Here is a 15493-nt window from a genome sequence, read left to right on the forward strand (position 1 = left end):
CCTGTGTTGGTGCAGTGGCGAGTTCGTGATTCTCGCTTTTCGGCTCGATTCACATTCGGAACAGAAAGTGGCCTATCGAATCGGCTGATTTCGGTCGTTTGAGAACGAGCAACGCTTCCGTCGAGAATCCACTCCCACTAGCGTCGTGACGAGCCATGCTTTCACCCCCACTCGCGTTCTCTCTCATTATTCCTCAGTTTGAATACAGATCATGCGACAATACAACTCCAAGAGGATAGTGGAAAGACCCACCGCGCTTCGCTACGAGTTCTCCCCTTTCGGACACATCATACTCGATCTCCATCGATAACGACTCGCCGACGCTGCCGGAGTCACAAGCACTCGAGGAACCGAACTCTCGCCTGATCTCGATTGCCTGGACCGACGGGGTAACCCCCCTCTATACTAGTCGGTTTTTGCCCCGATTTTCCCTGGACATCCGCCGCAGTCGTGCGGATTTTCCCTGGACATCCCTGTCCAGGCATTTTCCCGGTATCCAGAATGCCTGGACGGCAAGTATTGCAGGTAAAAGATACCCCCGTTCATGCCGAATGCGCCCCTGTCATCGTGCGCACGGAGATCGACGATTTCCGCGGTAGCCACGACTTCGCCGAGTTGTGTCAACCTGAATTCCTTTCAAATTGGGGCTCCGTGACGGCGCAGTTGCCAGCGGATCGCCCTGCGCTTCCGAAAGCATATGCGTCCGATTCCAGGTCACCTGACGAGTCCAGGGTACTCGCCTCGCCTATCGAGTGCGTGACCAAGAGGTTCGGTGTTGGAACCGATCGTCGCGTGCGCGAAGCCCGCTGACGCTGCCGATCCTGTCGTTGCCCGTCCGTCCACACTCCGTCCAGCGATACCACTGATGACGATAGCTGTGAGTCGTTCTCGTCGCAACCGCAAGACGGGTCGCGGTTGCGTCGGTAACCAGTCACAGCCATCAGTATGAGACACTCGATCGGTGCCGTACTCGAGCAGCGACTCAGGGAGTTTCTGGACGTGGTCACCGACTCCGATCGGCAGCGCAGGTACTGGCGGGCGCTCACTGCAGAGCAAAACACGTCAACTGGGAACGTAGTCGGGAGCTGCTGACGCATCACCCGTACCCACTACGTTTGCAAGCGACAATCCGCTCGGACCACCACTCTGCTTCGAAAGCGCGGACAGCTACGTGGCTGCGGGAGTCGCTGATTCGTCGTCCACGCTCACTTCGAAATTCCCGCCTGCTGGGACACTGATGTTCCGTGTCCCGACGATCTCACCATCTGCGTCAGTGACGACCACCGTCACCGACATCCCATCACTTCCGTCGTCCATCCCATCACTTCTGTCGTCGGTCTCGTTCTGTATTTCTTCGACTTCCGATTGCGTGAGGAACGCATAGATCTGTTTCGTGCCCTCGACGAGTGTCACATCGCCACTCTCGGCGTTGACGAATGCGGTGTAGATCACTCCGGACCGGCTCTGGGAAACCACCTTGACGTGCCAGTAGAGTGTGTCACCCTTCACGACGGGCACTGGCGCGATCGCTTCGGCGTTCGACAGCCGATTCACCTCCGAACGCCGTTCGGTAAAGTCCACGGCTTTCTGCGGTCCGAGTTGCGATTCACTGTACTCTCGGACGGCTGTTTCTCCACTCTGGCCATCGATCGTCCAGATCTCGTAGACCCCGTTGCCACTTCCCGTTGGCTCCGTTGCGATAAAGTACGTCAAGCCAGGCGAGTCACCCGCTGTCGGGACGGCGATCGGCCACTCGTTCCCGTCCTCTGGCAGGTCAGCGATCTGGAGCACGTCTTCTTTCCAGAACCACTTGTTGAGTGCGCCATTGACGTACTGCATCGACTCGACCTTGTACATCGCAACGTCGTACGGGTAGAAATTTTGCCCCCGGAGAAGGCTCGACTCCTGTGCTTCCTCTGGGGACAGACTCTCGATCTCACCATCTGGAGACATCACTTCGACTGACCCGTGCTGTGGGACCGCGTAGAGCTGTGGAATCGGCCCCATTCTGAACTTCCACTCGTAGGTGGTCGTCGAGTGGGCGATGTACGACTCCCCGTTCGCTTGCGCGTTGAACGTCGTGTCCCAGTTGTGTTTCTTGAACGGTGAGCTGAGGACACTCTGATACCGGTACGAGCCGAAGAGGTACTGACCGCGCCCGTTCGCAAACTTGGTCTCTTCGACGTCGACGTGCTTTTCTGTACCAGTCATCTCGACGTACAGCGCCCCCCGCTGTTGCCCTAACAACGCCACCATCGGGTTGTCGGGCTCGAGCGCGTGCGACCACGCGTACGAGCCGTTCCGATAGGCGATATCCGACGCGCCGAGTTTGTACTGCGGGTACTGCATCGACGACTGGGCGTAGTTGTCCGAGACACTCCGCGGTAGCACCCGCACGTTCTCTTTCGACGTGTTCGGAAGCGTCTCTACCTCCTCGGCACTGGTCTGCATCTGGTTCGCCATATCTGTGTGTGCATACGTGTTCCCGGCTATCGGGCCGACGAAGAGGCCGAGGACGAGAAAGATCGCTACTGCGAGGACGAACAGGGCGACGCTCTGTTGCCGGAGCGCGACTGCTGCAAGCAGGATCGACACGATTCCCCACTGGAGAATACTTGGATTTGCGAAAACCGCCGAATAGAGAACGCCCTGAACCATCGGCAGGGCAAGCACCCCGACCACGAGCGCGAGGAAACCGACGACCACGATCTCCGCGTAGGAGACGTTCACCTCGAGTTCGTCCGTCTCACTCATCGTTCCACCATCCACTCGTCCAGCCGTTCGGTACCCCTCGATCGTGCCCATACCTTCTTTCTGTATGTCACGTTCACGTCTCTACCACCGGCTGTCTCCCACGTCTGTATAAGTTTTTATATTGATATCTCAGGTATGAAAGACAGTATCTATGACACTAGCTCGACGACGATCGTGCCGGGCAGAAGCAGCAGCGCAGACGAAGACGTGCCTCCTGTGTGACTCGAGTCGAACCCAGCGTCCGAGGACCTTCGGGCGAACGAAAATCCGGGAAGCCGGGTCTGTGGTCCGCTCGCAATCACAGGCAGGGGCAGATTTTCATAGAACGACTTTAGTAACGTCGACAGACAGATACGGACATGCAAAACAAGCGCGTGCTTGTCACCGGCGGTGCAGGATTTATTGGCTCTAATCTGGCGAATCAGCTGGCGGCGTCCAACGACGTGGTCGTCGTCGACGATGGCTATCTCGGGACGCCGGAAAACCTCGAGGAGAGCGTCGAGTTCCACGAGCGGAGCGTCCTCGAGGACGACCTCCCGACGGACGTCGACGTCGTGTTTCACCTCGCGGCGCTGTCGTCGTACGCGATGCACGAGGAGAATCCGACGACGGGGGCGCGGGTGAACGTCGAAGGGTTCGTCAACGTCGTCGAACAGGCTCGCCAGGACGGGTGTGACACGGTCGTCTACGCCTCCACGTCCTCGATCTACGGCAGTCAGACCGAGCCCTCGCCGGAGGAGATGGACGTGACCGTGAACACAGGGTACGAGGCGTCCAAGATGGCTCGAGAGAGCTACGCCGAGTACTTCTCGAACCACTACGACGTGACGATGGCCGGAATGCGGTTTTTCTCCGTCTACCAGGGCTACGGCGGGGCCGAAGAACACAAAGGTGAGTACGCGAACGTCATCGCCCAGTTCGCCGACGACCTCGCGAACGGGGACGCACCGGTACTGTACGGCGACGGCACCCAGACGCGAGACTTCACGCACGTCGACGACATCGTCCGCGGACTCGAGCTGGCGGCCGAGCACGAACTGGACGACATCTACAACCTCGGAACCGGCGAGAGCTACTCGTTCAACACGCTCGTCGACATGCTCAACGAGGAACTCGGCACCGACATCGAGCCGGAGTACGTCGCAAACCCGATCCCGGAGGACGTGTACGTCCACGACACCTGTGCCGACCCGACGAAAATGCTCGAGGCGACGGGCTGGGAACCACAGGTGACGTTCGAAGAAGGGCTGCGGCGCGTCTGTGCGCAGTACACCGAGTAAGGCGTCGCGGAGTCGTTCGCTCTATTTTTCGGGGGTTCCAGCAGTGGTTAGTCTGCTGTGGAAATGTCCGTATGCGGCCCGACCAGACTCCCGGAGAGGTCGACGCCCGAGATGGTCGATTCCTCGTCGACGATCGAACTCGAGAGCGTGGCGTTCTCGACGGTGGCGTTCGGGAAGACGACCGCCTCCTCGAGATTGGCGTCGACGACCTCCGCCTCTGCCATCACGTGTACGTTTGCCCCGACAGTGCTGTTCTCGACGCGTGCGTCTGGGTCGATCTGAGCGTCGCCATCGAGATGGTAGGCGACGGCGTCCAGATACGACTCGGGCGTGCCGATGTCGAACCAGGCACCGTCGAACGTAAACGCGTAGGTCGGAAGCCGATCGTGGAGCCACTGGATGAACCAGCCGGGCTCGTCGGGATTGTTGCCGCCCGCGAGGTACTTCTCGAACAACTCGAGCGTCTCGGCCGGGAATGCATAACAGGCGATCGAAACGAGGGTGCTCTGTGGATCGTCGGGTTTCTCCTGGAAGTCGACGACCTGCGAGCCGTCGAGGGTGACGAGTCCGTAGGATTTTGCCTTCTCGCGCGAGCCGACGTCGTAGGCAGCGAGCGTCGGTGACTCGTGGCGTTCGAACGTGTCGACGAAATCCGCCAGATCGAAGCTAATGTAGTTGTCTCCAGCCACGACGAGCAGGTCGTCGGTGACGTCTTCGCGATCGATGAGCTGGGCCAGGGCACCGACGACGCCGAACTTCTCGTCCTCGTGGGTCGTCTCCTCGACGCTCACCTGTGGCTTGTCGAAATCGGTGTCCGAGAGATAGTCACGGAACTCGTCTGCAAATTCGCGATTCGTGCTGACGAACACGCGGTCGATTCTGTCGTCACCCTCGAGATCGACGAAGATCCTGTCGACGACTGTCTTCCCCCCGAGCGGCAGAAACATCTTCGGCCGGTCGAGTGTGATCGGCCACATACGCGTCGCATACCCACCAGCTAGCACGACAGCATCCATATACTATGGAACGCGATAGTGCAGCCACATCAAGATATTGGATTGATTTGAAATATCCGCGATACTGTGCAGTCTATAGTTGTCGTTTTATAGTGTTGAGAGAAAACTCAAGGGTTGGATTTCGCGGCGACTCCGGCGATTATTTTGCGTTAGTCCCGTCTGTAGACGGATCGGTATACGTCAGGTTCTGGAAATTCGACTGGCTGTGCGCGTAGCGAGACGCACCAAAGGCTGGCCGACAGGCTACCAGATCTGGCGAACCCAATCGCTGTGAAGTCAACTGTGGTAACTATGATTTTCGGTTAAAAAGCGTATCGTCAATAGCAGAGAGAAAGTTTCAGGCCAAGCACTACCGTCGCGTAATTAGCGACTTCGGGCCCACGCAGCCGTGCGCTCAAGCCCTTCCCGAAATGAGACCGTCGGTTCAAAGCCAAGTCGGTCCTCTGCTTTCGCGATGGCCGCCGTCGAGTGGTCGATATCGCCCGGCCGCGGGTTGGTGTGGACGATCTCCGACTCCGTGTCCGTGACCTCCTGGACGGTTTCGGCCAGCTCGCGGATCGAGACCGCCTCACCGGTCCCGACGTTGAACGCCTCGCCGACGGCGTCCGTCGTGGCCGCTTGGAGGTTGGCCTGGACAATATCGTCGATGTAGACGAAGTCCCGTGTCTGGGTCCCGTCGCCGTCGACGGTGATCGGCTCGCCCGCGAGCGCCTGCTCAAGAAAGATACTAATGACGCCGCTGTAGTCGCCGGCCACCTGGCCGGGGCCGAACGCGTTGAAGTAGCGCAGAGAGACCGTCTCGAGCCCGTAAAGCTCGTGATATTGGCGGGCGTAGTGGTCAATCGTCAGTTTGTCGAGCCCGTATGGCGACATCGGCTCCTTCGGATCGCTCTCGGCGATGGGGACCCGTTCGGGGTGGCCGTAGATCGCCGCACTCGAGGCAAGGACGACGCGGGCGTCCTCGGCCCGGGCAGCCTCGAGCAGGGCGAGTGTGGCGTCAGTGTTGATTTCATGGCTCGTCTGTGGATCCTCGATCGAGCGTCCAACGCTCACGAGTGCCGCCTCGTGGAAGATCAGGTCAACATTCTGGGTCGCGCGAGCGATCGTGTCCTCATCGCGGCAATCGGCTTCGATGAGCGTCGCCTCTGCGGGGACGTTCGCCCGCCGGCCGGTCGTGAAGTTATCGAGAATCCGAACCTCATTGTCGTCGACGAGCGTCCGGGCAAGATGGCCCCCGATGAATCCCGCGCCGCCCGTGATCAGCACCGTTTGGTTAGTAACCCCACCAGTTTGCATATGAGATAATGTCAACAGCCGTTACATGGGTCTTCTGGTACACGAATTGAGTCACCTTTTGTCGGAAGGCGGCGGCACGCATCTCCACGCCCACGCAACCACTTTAGTGTACGATCGAGAATACTGGCAATGTCGTCGACTGTCGGAGATGCGAGGAAGTGCGCATCGTCGACCTTCTCAGAGGCGGTTGATTCGGCATGTTCTGCTGCAATGGCTGTATAATTCTCGCCATCGTCTTCACGAACGTAATGCCAAACCTTTCGCGGATGGACGACGTTGATGTACTAATCGCTCCAGATCTAGTCCAAAATATGTGATGGCGCTATCCGTCCACATGACGTTCATATATACTCGAGTATCCAGAGGTCGACTGTAGCAATCAGCCCCGATCCCAGTAGCGGAAGATAGTCTCCAATGACACGGTCGACAAATACAAGCGCGGCCGCGGCTGTTGGGTCACCAGACAGTGCGGTAAGGACTGCTACGCCAGATAGTTCAGCTACTCCAATTCCTCCGAAAGATATCGGTAGCACCGTTGGGAGATACGCGACTGTCGGTGCGACGAGCAAGACGACAAGCGAAAGCTCGATATCGACAGCTGGGGCAATCAATATCCACCGTAGAGCCGGAGCTAATAGTGATAGTATGAGCAAACCGAACGCCTGAACGAGTTGTTGGCGGTTGATTGAGATTGTGCCTTGAGTGAGATTTTGGATTATTGATGGAAGTAGCTCAGCAAAGGGGACACCGTAGACCATCGCAGTCAAGGCGATAGCGACGAATCCGAGATAAATGACCGCTGATAATGCTAAAGGGGTAAGGACTTTTACCGGGAGCAAGCCGGAAACTATAACCAGTCCAACTGATCCGATAATACCGCTCCAAGACGCGATGCCAACAAACTGTATCGCCTTTACTTTCGCCCCGTCAGATGGGGAGAGAGTTGTTCGATGTGCGATTAGTGCAGGAACAGTTAGCAGAGCCCCAGCACGGGATGGAATTAGCGTATTTAGCGCACCGCCGGTCGCGTCAATTCGGATGGCTGTTGTTAGTGATACATCCTCAACTGCCGCGAGAAGCGATCGAAGTGACGCTGAAGTGATGATAAACTGGATAACAGTTACGAGGACCAATATCGCCAGCAGAGATGGAGAAATTTCTGAGAGTGTGTCGTCAAACTTCCGAATCGGTACCGTGCGGATGATCAAAAATAGGGCAACAGCTGTGACAGCTGCTTTTACTAACGTCTTGAGTATTGATCGCCAATCCATATGTCAATCGAGATGTGCTGTGCTGATATTAAATACAGTGAATCAGTTTTCCGGTACGGTTTTGTTAGCCGAGTGAATAGCAATCAAATATGCAAATCGGTTACATCTGTGGAACAATCCAACCCCAAGCATATTCTCAATTTTTACTAGAACAATTCCCGGAAGATCATACCGTGACAGTACATCAGTTCGAAGATCGCGGATGGACTCCGAAGAAAGAGAATCTTAGACGGGGGGCAGTATGTTCGTGGTGGTCTTATCCGTTTACAATCGCTACATCCGCGTGGAAAAGCGAATACGATCTCGTTCATATCCAATTTGAGCCTAATAACTTTGGCTCTATCTTCGGAGTAGTGTTAGTACCGTTTCTGATTGGAATCTTGCGATTACTTGATGTGAGCGTTGTAACTACCCTCCATGGGCCATTGTTTGGGAAAGAAGAGCGAGAAGCCTCTGTCGCCATGCTCGCCCCTCGTCCGCTGTTCAAGCCCATGATCATGCCGCTCTTGCTGTTCCTCTATCATGGGATTGTCCGACTCTCAGACCGGACTATTGTTCATGGAGAAGTTTTCCGGGATCGTCTCGAGGAGACATTTTCTGTTCCAACTAATAGCGTGGAGGTGGTATATCATGGCGTCCCTTCGTGAGAAATACGGGTTCGACCCAGAGCGGCCGACCGTACTCTCGTTTGGTGTGCAGAGCCCACGGAAGAGTGTAGATCTCCTTATTGATGGATTCGCCAAAGCCAACCTCAATGATAACTGGCAACTCGTGCTCGCTGGATCCGAGTCGAACGAGTATCCCGGTTATCAACAGCAGCTTCGAGAGCAAGCAACTGAATTCGAAGTTGATCTCACGATAACAGGGTTCGTTGATGCTGGTGATATCCGTAGTTTATTCGAGCAAGCAGAGTTCCACGCACAGACACCCCGGATTCAGCCTGGTGCGTCGGCTACGCTCTCGTTGGGGATTGGTTGGGAGGTTCCATGCATGGTAACTCACGTCGGGGCAGCACCAGAACGAGTAACTGATGGGGAAACAGGCATTCTTGTTGAACCTAAACCAAAGGCAGTTGCAAAGGGATTTCAGCAGTTAGCAGATCCTAAACTCCGAGAACATATTAGGAAACAACTGGGAGCAGTAAAGGAAGAGTGGGGTTGGGGACGGATTGCAGATAAACATAACAAGATCTATCGGAGTGTTGTGTGAATAAATAATTTAGTTTATATCCCACCACCTCTATTTACTGCACTGAATTATAGTATAGAATAATCCAATTGGAATGGTTTGAAAAGAAAATTATAAAGTTTAGTTAGGTGAGAACTAGCTGACATTACGTGGCAAAATGTAACGAAACTTGGAATATGAACAGACGACGATATCTGTCAAGTGTTCACCGCCCAGTTTCACGAGACTGGTGTCTGCTTTGCAAAATATAATCCATTTTTCAATTGATCGGCGTGCACGCTCTCATCAAGCAATCCGATAGTAGGCTATTGACTGCTGCCAGTTGCCAGATGCGCCGATAGCTACGAGAGCAACGCTCTCGTGCGCCCCATTGGAAGAATTTACGTTCTGCTGACGGCGAAGCTGTCGCGGGTAAACTAATCAGCACTTTGAATATACTCTCATTTTTCCGTTTGTATAGAGCTTACTTCGGCTCGAGTTTATACTGTGTTCATCTCTAATAACATGATTTGCTGATAGTTGTCCGTTGTCTTCAATGACCATATGCCCTCGGCGATCAAGTAAGACACCGTCAACCATGAGCGGAACTGAGCAAAGTTGTTGATCCCGCGTAATAAATCGTGGGTCCGGTGGTCTTACTCTCCATTCAGCAATTTCGATTCCGCGATAGTAGCTATAGACAGTCTGACTCATCGCGGCACTGAGTTTATGATTCCATGTCCAGTTGGCTGCCTGATACTGCTCCTGCGTAAGATAGTTCATCGCTGCGTCCGTATTTGCGAGTGAATTATCTCTCGTATAAATGTCATTAGACGCAGTTACTACCCCACCTGTAACCAACAACAGTGCAAGGACAACGCGTTGTACCTGAGAACGTTGCCATAGAGCACATAGACCTATACTGCTAATTAATGCAACAAATGGAATTCCGTATCGGGAGATCCGGAACAGATTGAGGCCTGCTGCGATCGATTCAAGAAGATACGCTGGGCCTGGGAAATATACAGTCGATAGTGGAATCAGTGCAGTAAGAATTGTTGTCCACATCACTCGATTTTGATTGAGAACTGCCGAGTCATTTCGCAGAATGACGATAGTTCCGGCAATCACCAATCCCAAAATAATGGATGACCCAATAAAAGTCAACAACAGCGGGACCGGAGATTGGAGCAAGCCAAAGTTACTCACTTCTGTTGGAGCACCTCCAAATAGAGCACGAATCCGTACAACGATTACGCTCATTCGAGCTGCGCTATTCCAAAATACGAATACTGCATATGCCGCAATGATTCCCAGCGATTTCTTCTTGGTCAGTGTTGTCAGATCACTCCCAGAGGCGAAGAAATAAGCGAATGTGACCAGTATAACCACTCCAAATAACCAGATATGTGCGAGTTTATGAAGCCAGTTGAGGTATGCAACCCCGACTAGTAATACGATGGAGTGTCTTAGGGAAAAATGCCGTTGTGAGTTGAGATCGTATAAAACATATGCAAGTGGAAGCATGGTTAGGAGTGCGTAACTAGTTGACGCTATCGAATATGTGGCAGATTGATTGAACTTGTATAGGAATGGTAGCAGCGTTGCAGGGACTACTGTGTTATATTTGGAGAGAAGTTCTGTCCGGCGAACAAGGAATGCGAGAAGCCACATTGAGGCGAGTGCAACTGATACGCCGTAGATAACGTATGCAGATCGCGCTGGTAGGCCTGTAACAATCCCATCAATCGCGCCGCTTGCAAAGTAGGCAGGGAAACGTTGATAGCTAGCAGTGGGCTCTACCTGTTTACTAATCATTGAATTTTTAATCGCAGCCCAGACCCTCCCACCATCACCGGATCCGGTCCAAAGGACTGATGTGTATGTTGTCGCCAAGTGGAATGTTGCATAAGCGATACTTGATAATATTAACGATGTTATCTGTTTCCGCGTCGATAAAGCCAAAAGAACTGGTATGGAGAACGCAATGGCTATCGCGACGAACCAGTATCTCGGCCGAGGCTCAAGATGAGAAGTGGCTACCGAAATGGAAATTGAGGCGGCAAATATAGTTATCAATATCTTTATCACTTTTCTGTTGAATAGATGGTTGCCTGATGATCGTTTGCTTCGATAGAAAATAAGCGGAGTAAGTGAGAGTGGCACACATGCGTAAACGGAAAGAATGGCGAATGTTTGAAAGCCGGCTATAAATAGGACAATTGGAATACAAATGGAAAAAGCGGCAAGTAGAATTGAAATGATTCTAAGGTAACTCTCTCTCACTATGGTAGATTGCTTTTGTAAAAGGGGTTGAAATAGTTTACGGATAGATAGTGACTAATTAGTAGTATATAAACTTAATAATATAGGAAATGGATTTAACATATATTTTCTAAAATAAAAACAAGTATTCTATATTGAGAACCACCAACTATAGTTTATAATATAAAACATCAATTTATCCCATATCATACTTACTAAACCGTATAATATTCACCACCGGATTGGGAAAATAATGTTGGTGTCCATAGAATGTTTATTTTAATCATATATGGGGGTAACAAACAGTAGTAGTCAGATATACCCCAATTCTTCAAGACGAGCCTCGGTCGCTGCGTCAATACTCACATCCTTGTCCGAGGCATTTGATTTAGCTTTCTCAATCGAGATGTCAAATTCGTCCTGAGCCCAAGCTGGTAATTCGTTGCTTTCGGAGTCCCAGACGACCATCTGATCATCAGACCAGACAGCTCGTATTCCTCGGTTCCAGTGGTCTTTATCTGCTGGCGGTTCTGGTCCAGCAGCCATTCCAAGCGTTTCAGCTGGTGCTACCGCGCGATCAATCTCTGGGATCTCTCCGTCAGCCAGCGATTGCACAATCTTGGGAAGGTCCAAATGGCTTACCAATTTTTCGACAGCGCCAACGTTGGTAGGCGGGTTAATGATATCTAGGGGAACATGACATAGTGCATCAGAGAGACTACTTGTGTGTCCCCAGAGATTATCTTCTTCAGGATAGCCAAGATTTTCACCGTGATCCGATGTCACAATAATCGTAGTATTAGGGAGGTCTTCCGCTAGTTCTGCGATTTTCCGTGTTACATACTCTACCGTTGCTCGGTGGTACTGCCGCATAAGTACTTTATCTCTTTTGGCACATTCATTGTATATAAGGTCCCAACGATCAACATGGAGTGATGACCAGCCTTTTTTATCGACGAGGTTCTCGTCCATTCCTCGAAAGAAACTGTACGGCTCATGGGTCTCCATCAGATTTGCAAACCCAAATACGGATTTGTCACTCCGCTTAACTTCTTGCTTTAGGAGATTAAGCGCAAGCGTTGCACCATCATCAAGAGGTTCGGGGATGGGAGTACCCATCAGTGTCTTCTTTGCCTGTGCCGCACCTCCATTAAGGAGACTCTTCACTATCGACTGACTCTTTATTGATTCAGCCAGAAAACCGAAATGCATACTAATGCCCTCACGGTCGGTGTTTCGGAAATAATCTGTTGCATCAAGCCCATCTAGGAAGGGCTGGTAACGAGGTACATCGACAAACCGGTCAAATATTTTATTAAATCCGTATGAGGAGCTAGCATACACATTTGAAGAGACACCAAACGTTCTTCCATCCCATTGATCACAGATTGTATCGAAATCGGTCAGATCTAGATTTATGTTATGAGCATGGATCCCGTGTTGACTGGGCAACATTCCAGTGAAAATACTTGGATGGCTTGGGACACTCCAACAAGACGCAGCGCGTGCATTTTCAAACCGTAGTCCTGCAATATCGCGTGTGTGGGACACCGAATCATACACATCCTTTCTCGCCGAATCTAGGGCGATTAACAATACGTTCTGGCTCATTAACTGATGTTAGATCAGGAATACAAGCCATATATCCCTTGGGATATTATTTGAGGTATGAATTGTCGCAATAGTTGATCCAGTAGGATCGTCTGCAAGGATTCCGTTTTTACCCCATACGTCCCCGCAGATGAAAATGCTCTCGCTATATACATTTAGCTGGATACCTACCGAATTTTCCGCTCTCGCGCTTACGGACAACGTTCTTTCTAACCATCTACAATCCTAGTTCTATACACATTGTTGACTATCCATGAGATTGCCACCCCATCTAAATATAATTACTTATAATTAAATTTACTATGTGGTTTAAAACATAATAAAATACTATAAAATCACACTATATTTTAATGGGCTAGTGTAGTTACACTCCCAGAAGAGAAAGACTAAATACTTGGACTTATCGATAACCGCACATGCTACAGACTATCGATATAGAAAATATTGTAATTTTAGTTGGGGATGCTATTCGATGGGATTCTGCATTCGATCAGTTGTCAGAGTATGGTCCAACAATAAAGACAGTCGGCGCATCGCTCCATACGCCGACTTCGTTCACAACGATGCTCTCAGGAACACAACCAACCGAGCACTCGGTAACTGGTTTTCACCAACAATTTCGGGGAGAAACTCATATCTTTGATGTCCATTCACATACGACGGCATGGAATACCGGCGAAGTGAGCGGGTGGCTTAGTTCGAAACAGGCCATATTCGGTAAACAACCGCAGAAAAACCTCGCCGAGATGGAGCCGCCGTTTATCTGGGTCAATCGTGATTTTGGCGGGCACGCACCCTACAATCGTTATAGTTCTGGAGAGACCCCAACAACGGATGATGGGAAGAGCTATCACGAGATCACCTCGCAGGAATATCTTGATCGGTATGCCGGTGATGAAGCGCGAATGCGACGAGAGTATGAAGCAGGCGCTAGCGCCTTCATTGATCGTGTAGACGACTATCTCACTCAGTTAGAGGAGCGCGGACTTCGGGACGACACACTCGTAGTCGTCACATCGGATCATGGTGAACTCCTCGGCGAGTATGGCCAAATCGGCCATGACTATCCAGCAGTTCCAGAATTAGTCTATGTCCCTACGACATTTATCCATCCGGATTTAGATCCTGGCCAACAAACGGGCGGAGTGATGCGACATATCGATTTACTTCCGACCGCTTATGAGGCAGCGGGGATAGAGACGTCGGTTTCGTTCCCCGGTCGGTCGCTCTTCTCCGAGCCCCTTGCCGAATACGGGGTGAACTACTACAACCGATCGATCTCTGACTATGTCTTCCGTCTGCTCCATGATTCGGTAGGAAAGGGAGAGTATGCCCGTCACTTCCCAGACATTCAATTCGAACTGGCAAGCGTATGGGATGAAGAAGGCGGATATGTATTCAATCGGACGCCGACGGTCGGAAAGCATCTGTTCTATCTCTTTCGTGTCTTTATGCTTGGCCAGGGGAAACACATTCGCCGAACGAAGTCGTATCGGCGAGCATATAAGACGCTGACCGAGGCAGAGTCTGTCTACGGCTCGCCGGATTTCACCCGGGAAACAGCATTAGAGATCCTAACGGACTTGCCAACGACGGATGCCAAGGAGACGGACCAAGAGTATAGCGATGAGCGAATTGAGCATTTAAAGGATCTGGGGTATATGTGATGGACGTCCTATATATCCTCTCGCAGAGTGAAAGTGGGCTGCCCCATTATACGGCACAGTTAGCGAACGCCGTCGCGAAAGAGGCGAACGTTACAGTTCTTAAACCATCGGAGACAACTGCCGATGATGTCTTTTCCGACGACGTTCGGACAATAAACGCCTTCCAGCCGATGGAGCTCTCATTGGTCGAACTCGCGCAATGGAACATCTCGCCGAAAGCAGTCGCGGATGGCTTTCTCTCGTACCGCAACCTCACGAAGGTTCCGGATCTCGACCCTGACGTTGTCCATACCCCGACAAACCTCTTCCCACAAGTCCAACTTGCGGCGAAGTGGTACGGGATCGGTGATTCGTATCCGTTTATCGTCACGTATCACGAGGTATTCCCAAACAAGCTCCTCCCCGACCGTCCCCTCCCTGGAATCGTTCATAACTGGATCAATCGGGGGCTTCCGTCGCCAGCCGAGGAAAAGACGATCGTTCATACAGATGCCGCAAAGGCAAACCTCGTTGAACGTGGTCGACCATCGGATGATGTCCATGTCATCTCACACCCGAGCTATGACATGTTCGATAATGCTGAGATGAAGACCAGAGAGGAGAAAAATACCATTCTTTATTTCGGGACTATTGTTCCGTATAAAGATATTGATCTCTTTACGAGTGCAGCGGTGAAAGCTGCTCAGGAGATTAACGACCTGACAGCGATCATCGCGGGGAATGGGGAACTGCCCAAGGCCAGCAGGAAACGGATCCAAAACCACCCTGATCTCTTCGAGGTTCGAACGGAGTTCGTTCCGAACGACGAAGTGGGCGAATATTTCGAACGGGCACAGGCACTCATTCTCCCTTATCTAAGCCGAGAAGGACAAATGGGCCATAGCGGTGTCCGCACGATCGGCCACTCATTCGGAGTGCCAATAATTGCGACAGATGTAGGCGAATTCAAAGCCCAGATTGCCGACAGTGGGAGTGGTCTCATCGTACCAGAAGGCGATTCAGCAGCATTGGCTTCCGCTATTCAGCGGCTCTTGGAGAACGATGACGAACGAGAATCGATGGCACAACAATCACAGCAACAATCAAATGAGATCTCTTGGACAGAGTTTGCCGACCGCCATCTTACTATCTATGAACAGGCAATAGATAGTTCTGATAATAGATAG

General features: G+C 52.0%; 12 protein-coding genes. 6 read left to right on the top strand and 6 right to left on the bottom strand.

What is annotated here, in order from left to right:
* Nucleotides 1–945 precede the first annotated feature (945 nt).
* Nucleotides 946–1092, top strand: coding sequence for a hypothetical protein (locus MU558_RS21880; protein WP_246975526.1), 147 nt, complete (start codon nt 946–948; stop codon nt 1090–1092).
* A gap of 75 nt (nt 1093–1167) precedes the next feature.
* Here MU558_RS21880 and MU558_RS21885 read toward each other — a convergent pair whose 3' ends face one another.
* Entirely contained in the window at nt 1168–2754 is a 1587-nt protein-coding gene (locus tag MU558_RS21885) for a poly-gamma-glutamate biosynthesis protein PgsC/CapC (protein ID WP_246975528.1), read from the bottom strand.
* A 359-nt stretch (nt 2755–3113) separates the two neighbouring features.
* On the opposite strand from MU558_RS21885, the gene MU558_RS21890 reads away from it, so the two are divergent.
* Nucleotides 3114–4034, top strand: coding sequence for an NAD-dependent epimerase/dehydratase family protein (locus MU558_RS21890; protein ID WP_246975530.1), 921 nt, complete (start codon nt 3114–3116; stop codon nt 4032–4034).
* Nucleotides 4035–4081: 47 nt separating this feature from the next.
* Here MU558_RS21890 and MU558_RS21895 read toward each other — a convergent pair whose 3' ends face one another.
* The 3 genes from MU558_RS21895 to MU558_RS21905 all read right to left on the bottom strand — a co-directional run bounded on the left by MU558_RS21895 (nt 4082) and on the right by MU558_RS21905 (nt 7617).
* Complete coding sequence (locus MU558_RS21895; RefSeq protein WP_246975532.1) at nt 4082–5050, bottom strand: nucleotidyltransferase family protein; 969 nt, start codon at nt 5048–5050, stop codon at nt 4082–4084.
* A 363-nt stretch (nt 5051–5413) separates the two neighbouring features.
* On the bottom strand, nt 5414–6346 hold the full coding sequence (locus MU558_RS21900; RefSeq protein ID WP_246975534.1) for an NAD-dependent epimerase/dehydratase family protein: 933 nt from the start codon (nt 6344–6346) through the stop codon (nt 5414–5416).
* A gap of 341 nt (nt 6347–6687) precedes the next feature.
* Nucleotides 6688–7617, bottom strand: a complete 930-nt coding sequence (locus MU558_RS21905) for a lysylphosphatidylglycerol synthase transmembrane domain-containing protein (protein ID WP_246975535.1) — start codon at nt 7615–7617, stop codon at nt 6688–6690.
* An 89-nt stretch (nt 7618–7706) separates the two neighbouring features.
* On the opposite strand from MU558_RS21905, the gene MU558_RS21910 reads away from it, so the two are divergent.
* Together MU558_RS21910 and MU558_RS21915 are read left to right on the top strand one after the other, a co-directional pair.
* Complete coding sequence (locus tag MU558_RS21910) at nt 7707–8264, top strand: glycosyltransferase family 4 protein (protein ID WP_246975537.1); 558 nt, start codon at nt 7707–7709, stop codon at nt 8262–8264.
* A complete protein-coding gene (locus MU558_RS21915) occupies nt 8248–8826 on the top strand; it encodes a glycosyltransferase family 4 protein (RefSeq protein ID WP_246975539.1) in 579 nt (192 codons plus the stop codon). The genes MU558_RS21910 and MU558_RS21915 overlap by 17 nt, the downstream gene beginning before the upstream one ends.
* A gap of 399 nt (nt 8827–9225) precedes the next feature.
* Here MU558_RS21915 and MU558_RS21920 read toward each other — a convergent pair whose 3' ends face one another.
* On the bottom strand, nt 9226–10602 hold the full coding sequence (locus tag MU558_RS21920; protein WP_246975541.1) for a hypothetical protein: 1377 nt from the start codon (nt 10600–10602) through the stop codon (nt 9226–9228).
* Nucleotides 10603–11361: 759 nt separating this feature from the next.
* A complete protein-coding gene (locus tag MU558_RS21925; RefSeq protein ID WP_246975543.1) occupies nt 11362–12660 on the bottom strand; it encodes a sulfatase-like hydrolase/transferase in 1299 nt (432 codons plus the stop codon).
* Nucleotides 12661–13076: 416 nt separating this feature from the next.
* Between MU558_RS21925 and MU558_RS21930 the strand changes: the two genes are divergently transcribed.
* Together MU558_RS21930 and MU558_RS21935 are read left to right on the top strand one after the other, a co-directional pair.
* Nucleotides 13077–14327 (top strand): sulfatase-like hydrolase/transferase, encoded by a 1251-nt coding sequence (locus MU558_RS21930; protein WP_246975545.1) that lies wholly within the window; start codon nt 13077–13079, stop codon nt 14325–14327.
* Nucleotides 14327–15493: a glycosyltransferase family 4 protein gene (locus tag MU558_RS21935; protein ID WP_246975547.1), complete on the top strand. Its 1167-nt coding sequence runs from the start codon at nt 14327–14329 to the stop codon at nt 15491–15493. The genes MU558_RS21930 and MU558_RS21935 overlap by 1 nt, the downstream gene beginning before the upstream one ends.

This window comes from Natribaculum luteum (genome assembly GCF_023008545.1).
Lineage (GTDB): Archaea > Halobacteriota > Halobacteria > Halobacteriales > Natrialbaceae > Natribaculum > Natribaculum luteum.

Coding starts and splice junctions, on each gene's coding strand:
- MU558_RS21880 (WP_246975526.1), top strand. CDS start 946: ATGAGACACTCGATCGGTGCCGTACTCGAGCAGCGACTCAGGGAGTTT.
- MU558_RS21885 (WP_246975528.1), bottom strand. CDS start 2,754: ATGAGTGAGACGGACGAACTCGAGGTGAACGTCTCCTACGCGGAGATC.
- MU558_RS21890 (WP_246975530.1), top strand. CDS start 3,114: ATGCAAAACAAGCGCGTGCTTGTCACCGGCGGTGCAGGATTTATTGGC.
- MU558_RS21895 (WP_246975532.1), bottom strand. CDS start 5,050: ATGGATGCTGTCGTGCTAGCTGGTGGGTATGCGACGCGTATGTGGCCG.
- MU558_RS21900 (WP_246975534.1), bottom strand. CDS start 6,346: ATGCAAACTGGTGGGGTTACTAACCAAACGGTGCTGATCACGGGCGGC.
- MU558_RS21905 (WP_246975535.1), bottom strand. CDS start 7,617: ATGGATTGGCGATCAATACTCAAGACGTTAGTAAAAGCAGCTGTCACA.
- MU558_RS21910 (WP_246975537.1), top strand. CDS start 7,707: ATGCAAATCGGTTACATCTGTGGAACAATCCAACCCCAAGCATATTCT.
- MU558_RS21915 (WP_246975539.1), top strand. CDS start 8,248: ATGGCGTCCCTTCGTGAGAAATACGGGTTCGACCCAGAGCGGCCGACC.
- MU558_RS21920 (WP_246975541.1), bottom strand. CDS start 10,602: ATGATTAGTAAACAGGTAGAGCCCACTGCTAGCTATCAACGTTTCCCT.
- MU558_RS21925 (WP_246975543.1), bottom strand. CDS start 12,660: ATGAGCCAGAACGTATTGTTAATCGCCCTAGATTCGGCGAGAAAGGAT.
- MU558_RS21930 (WP_246975545.1), top strand. CDS start 13,077: ATGCTACAGACTATCGATATAGAAAATATTGTAATTTTAGTTGGGGAT.
- MU558_RS21935 (WP_246975547.1), top strand. CDS start 14,327: ATGGACGTCCTATATATCCTCTCGCAGAGTGAAAGTGGGCTGCCCCAT.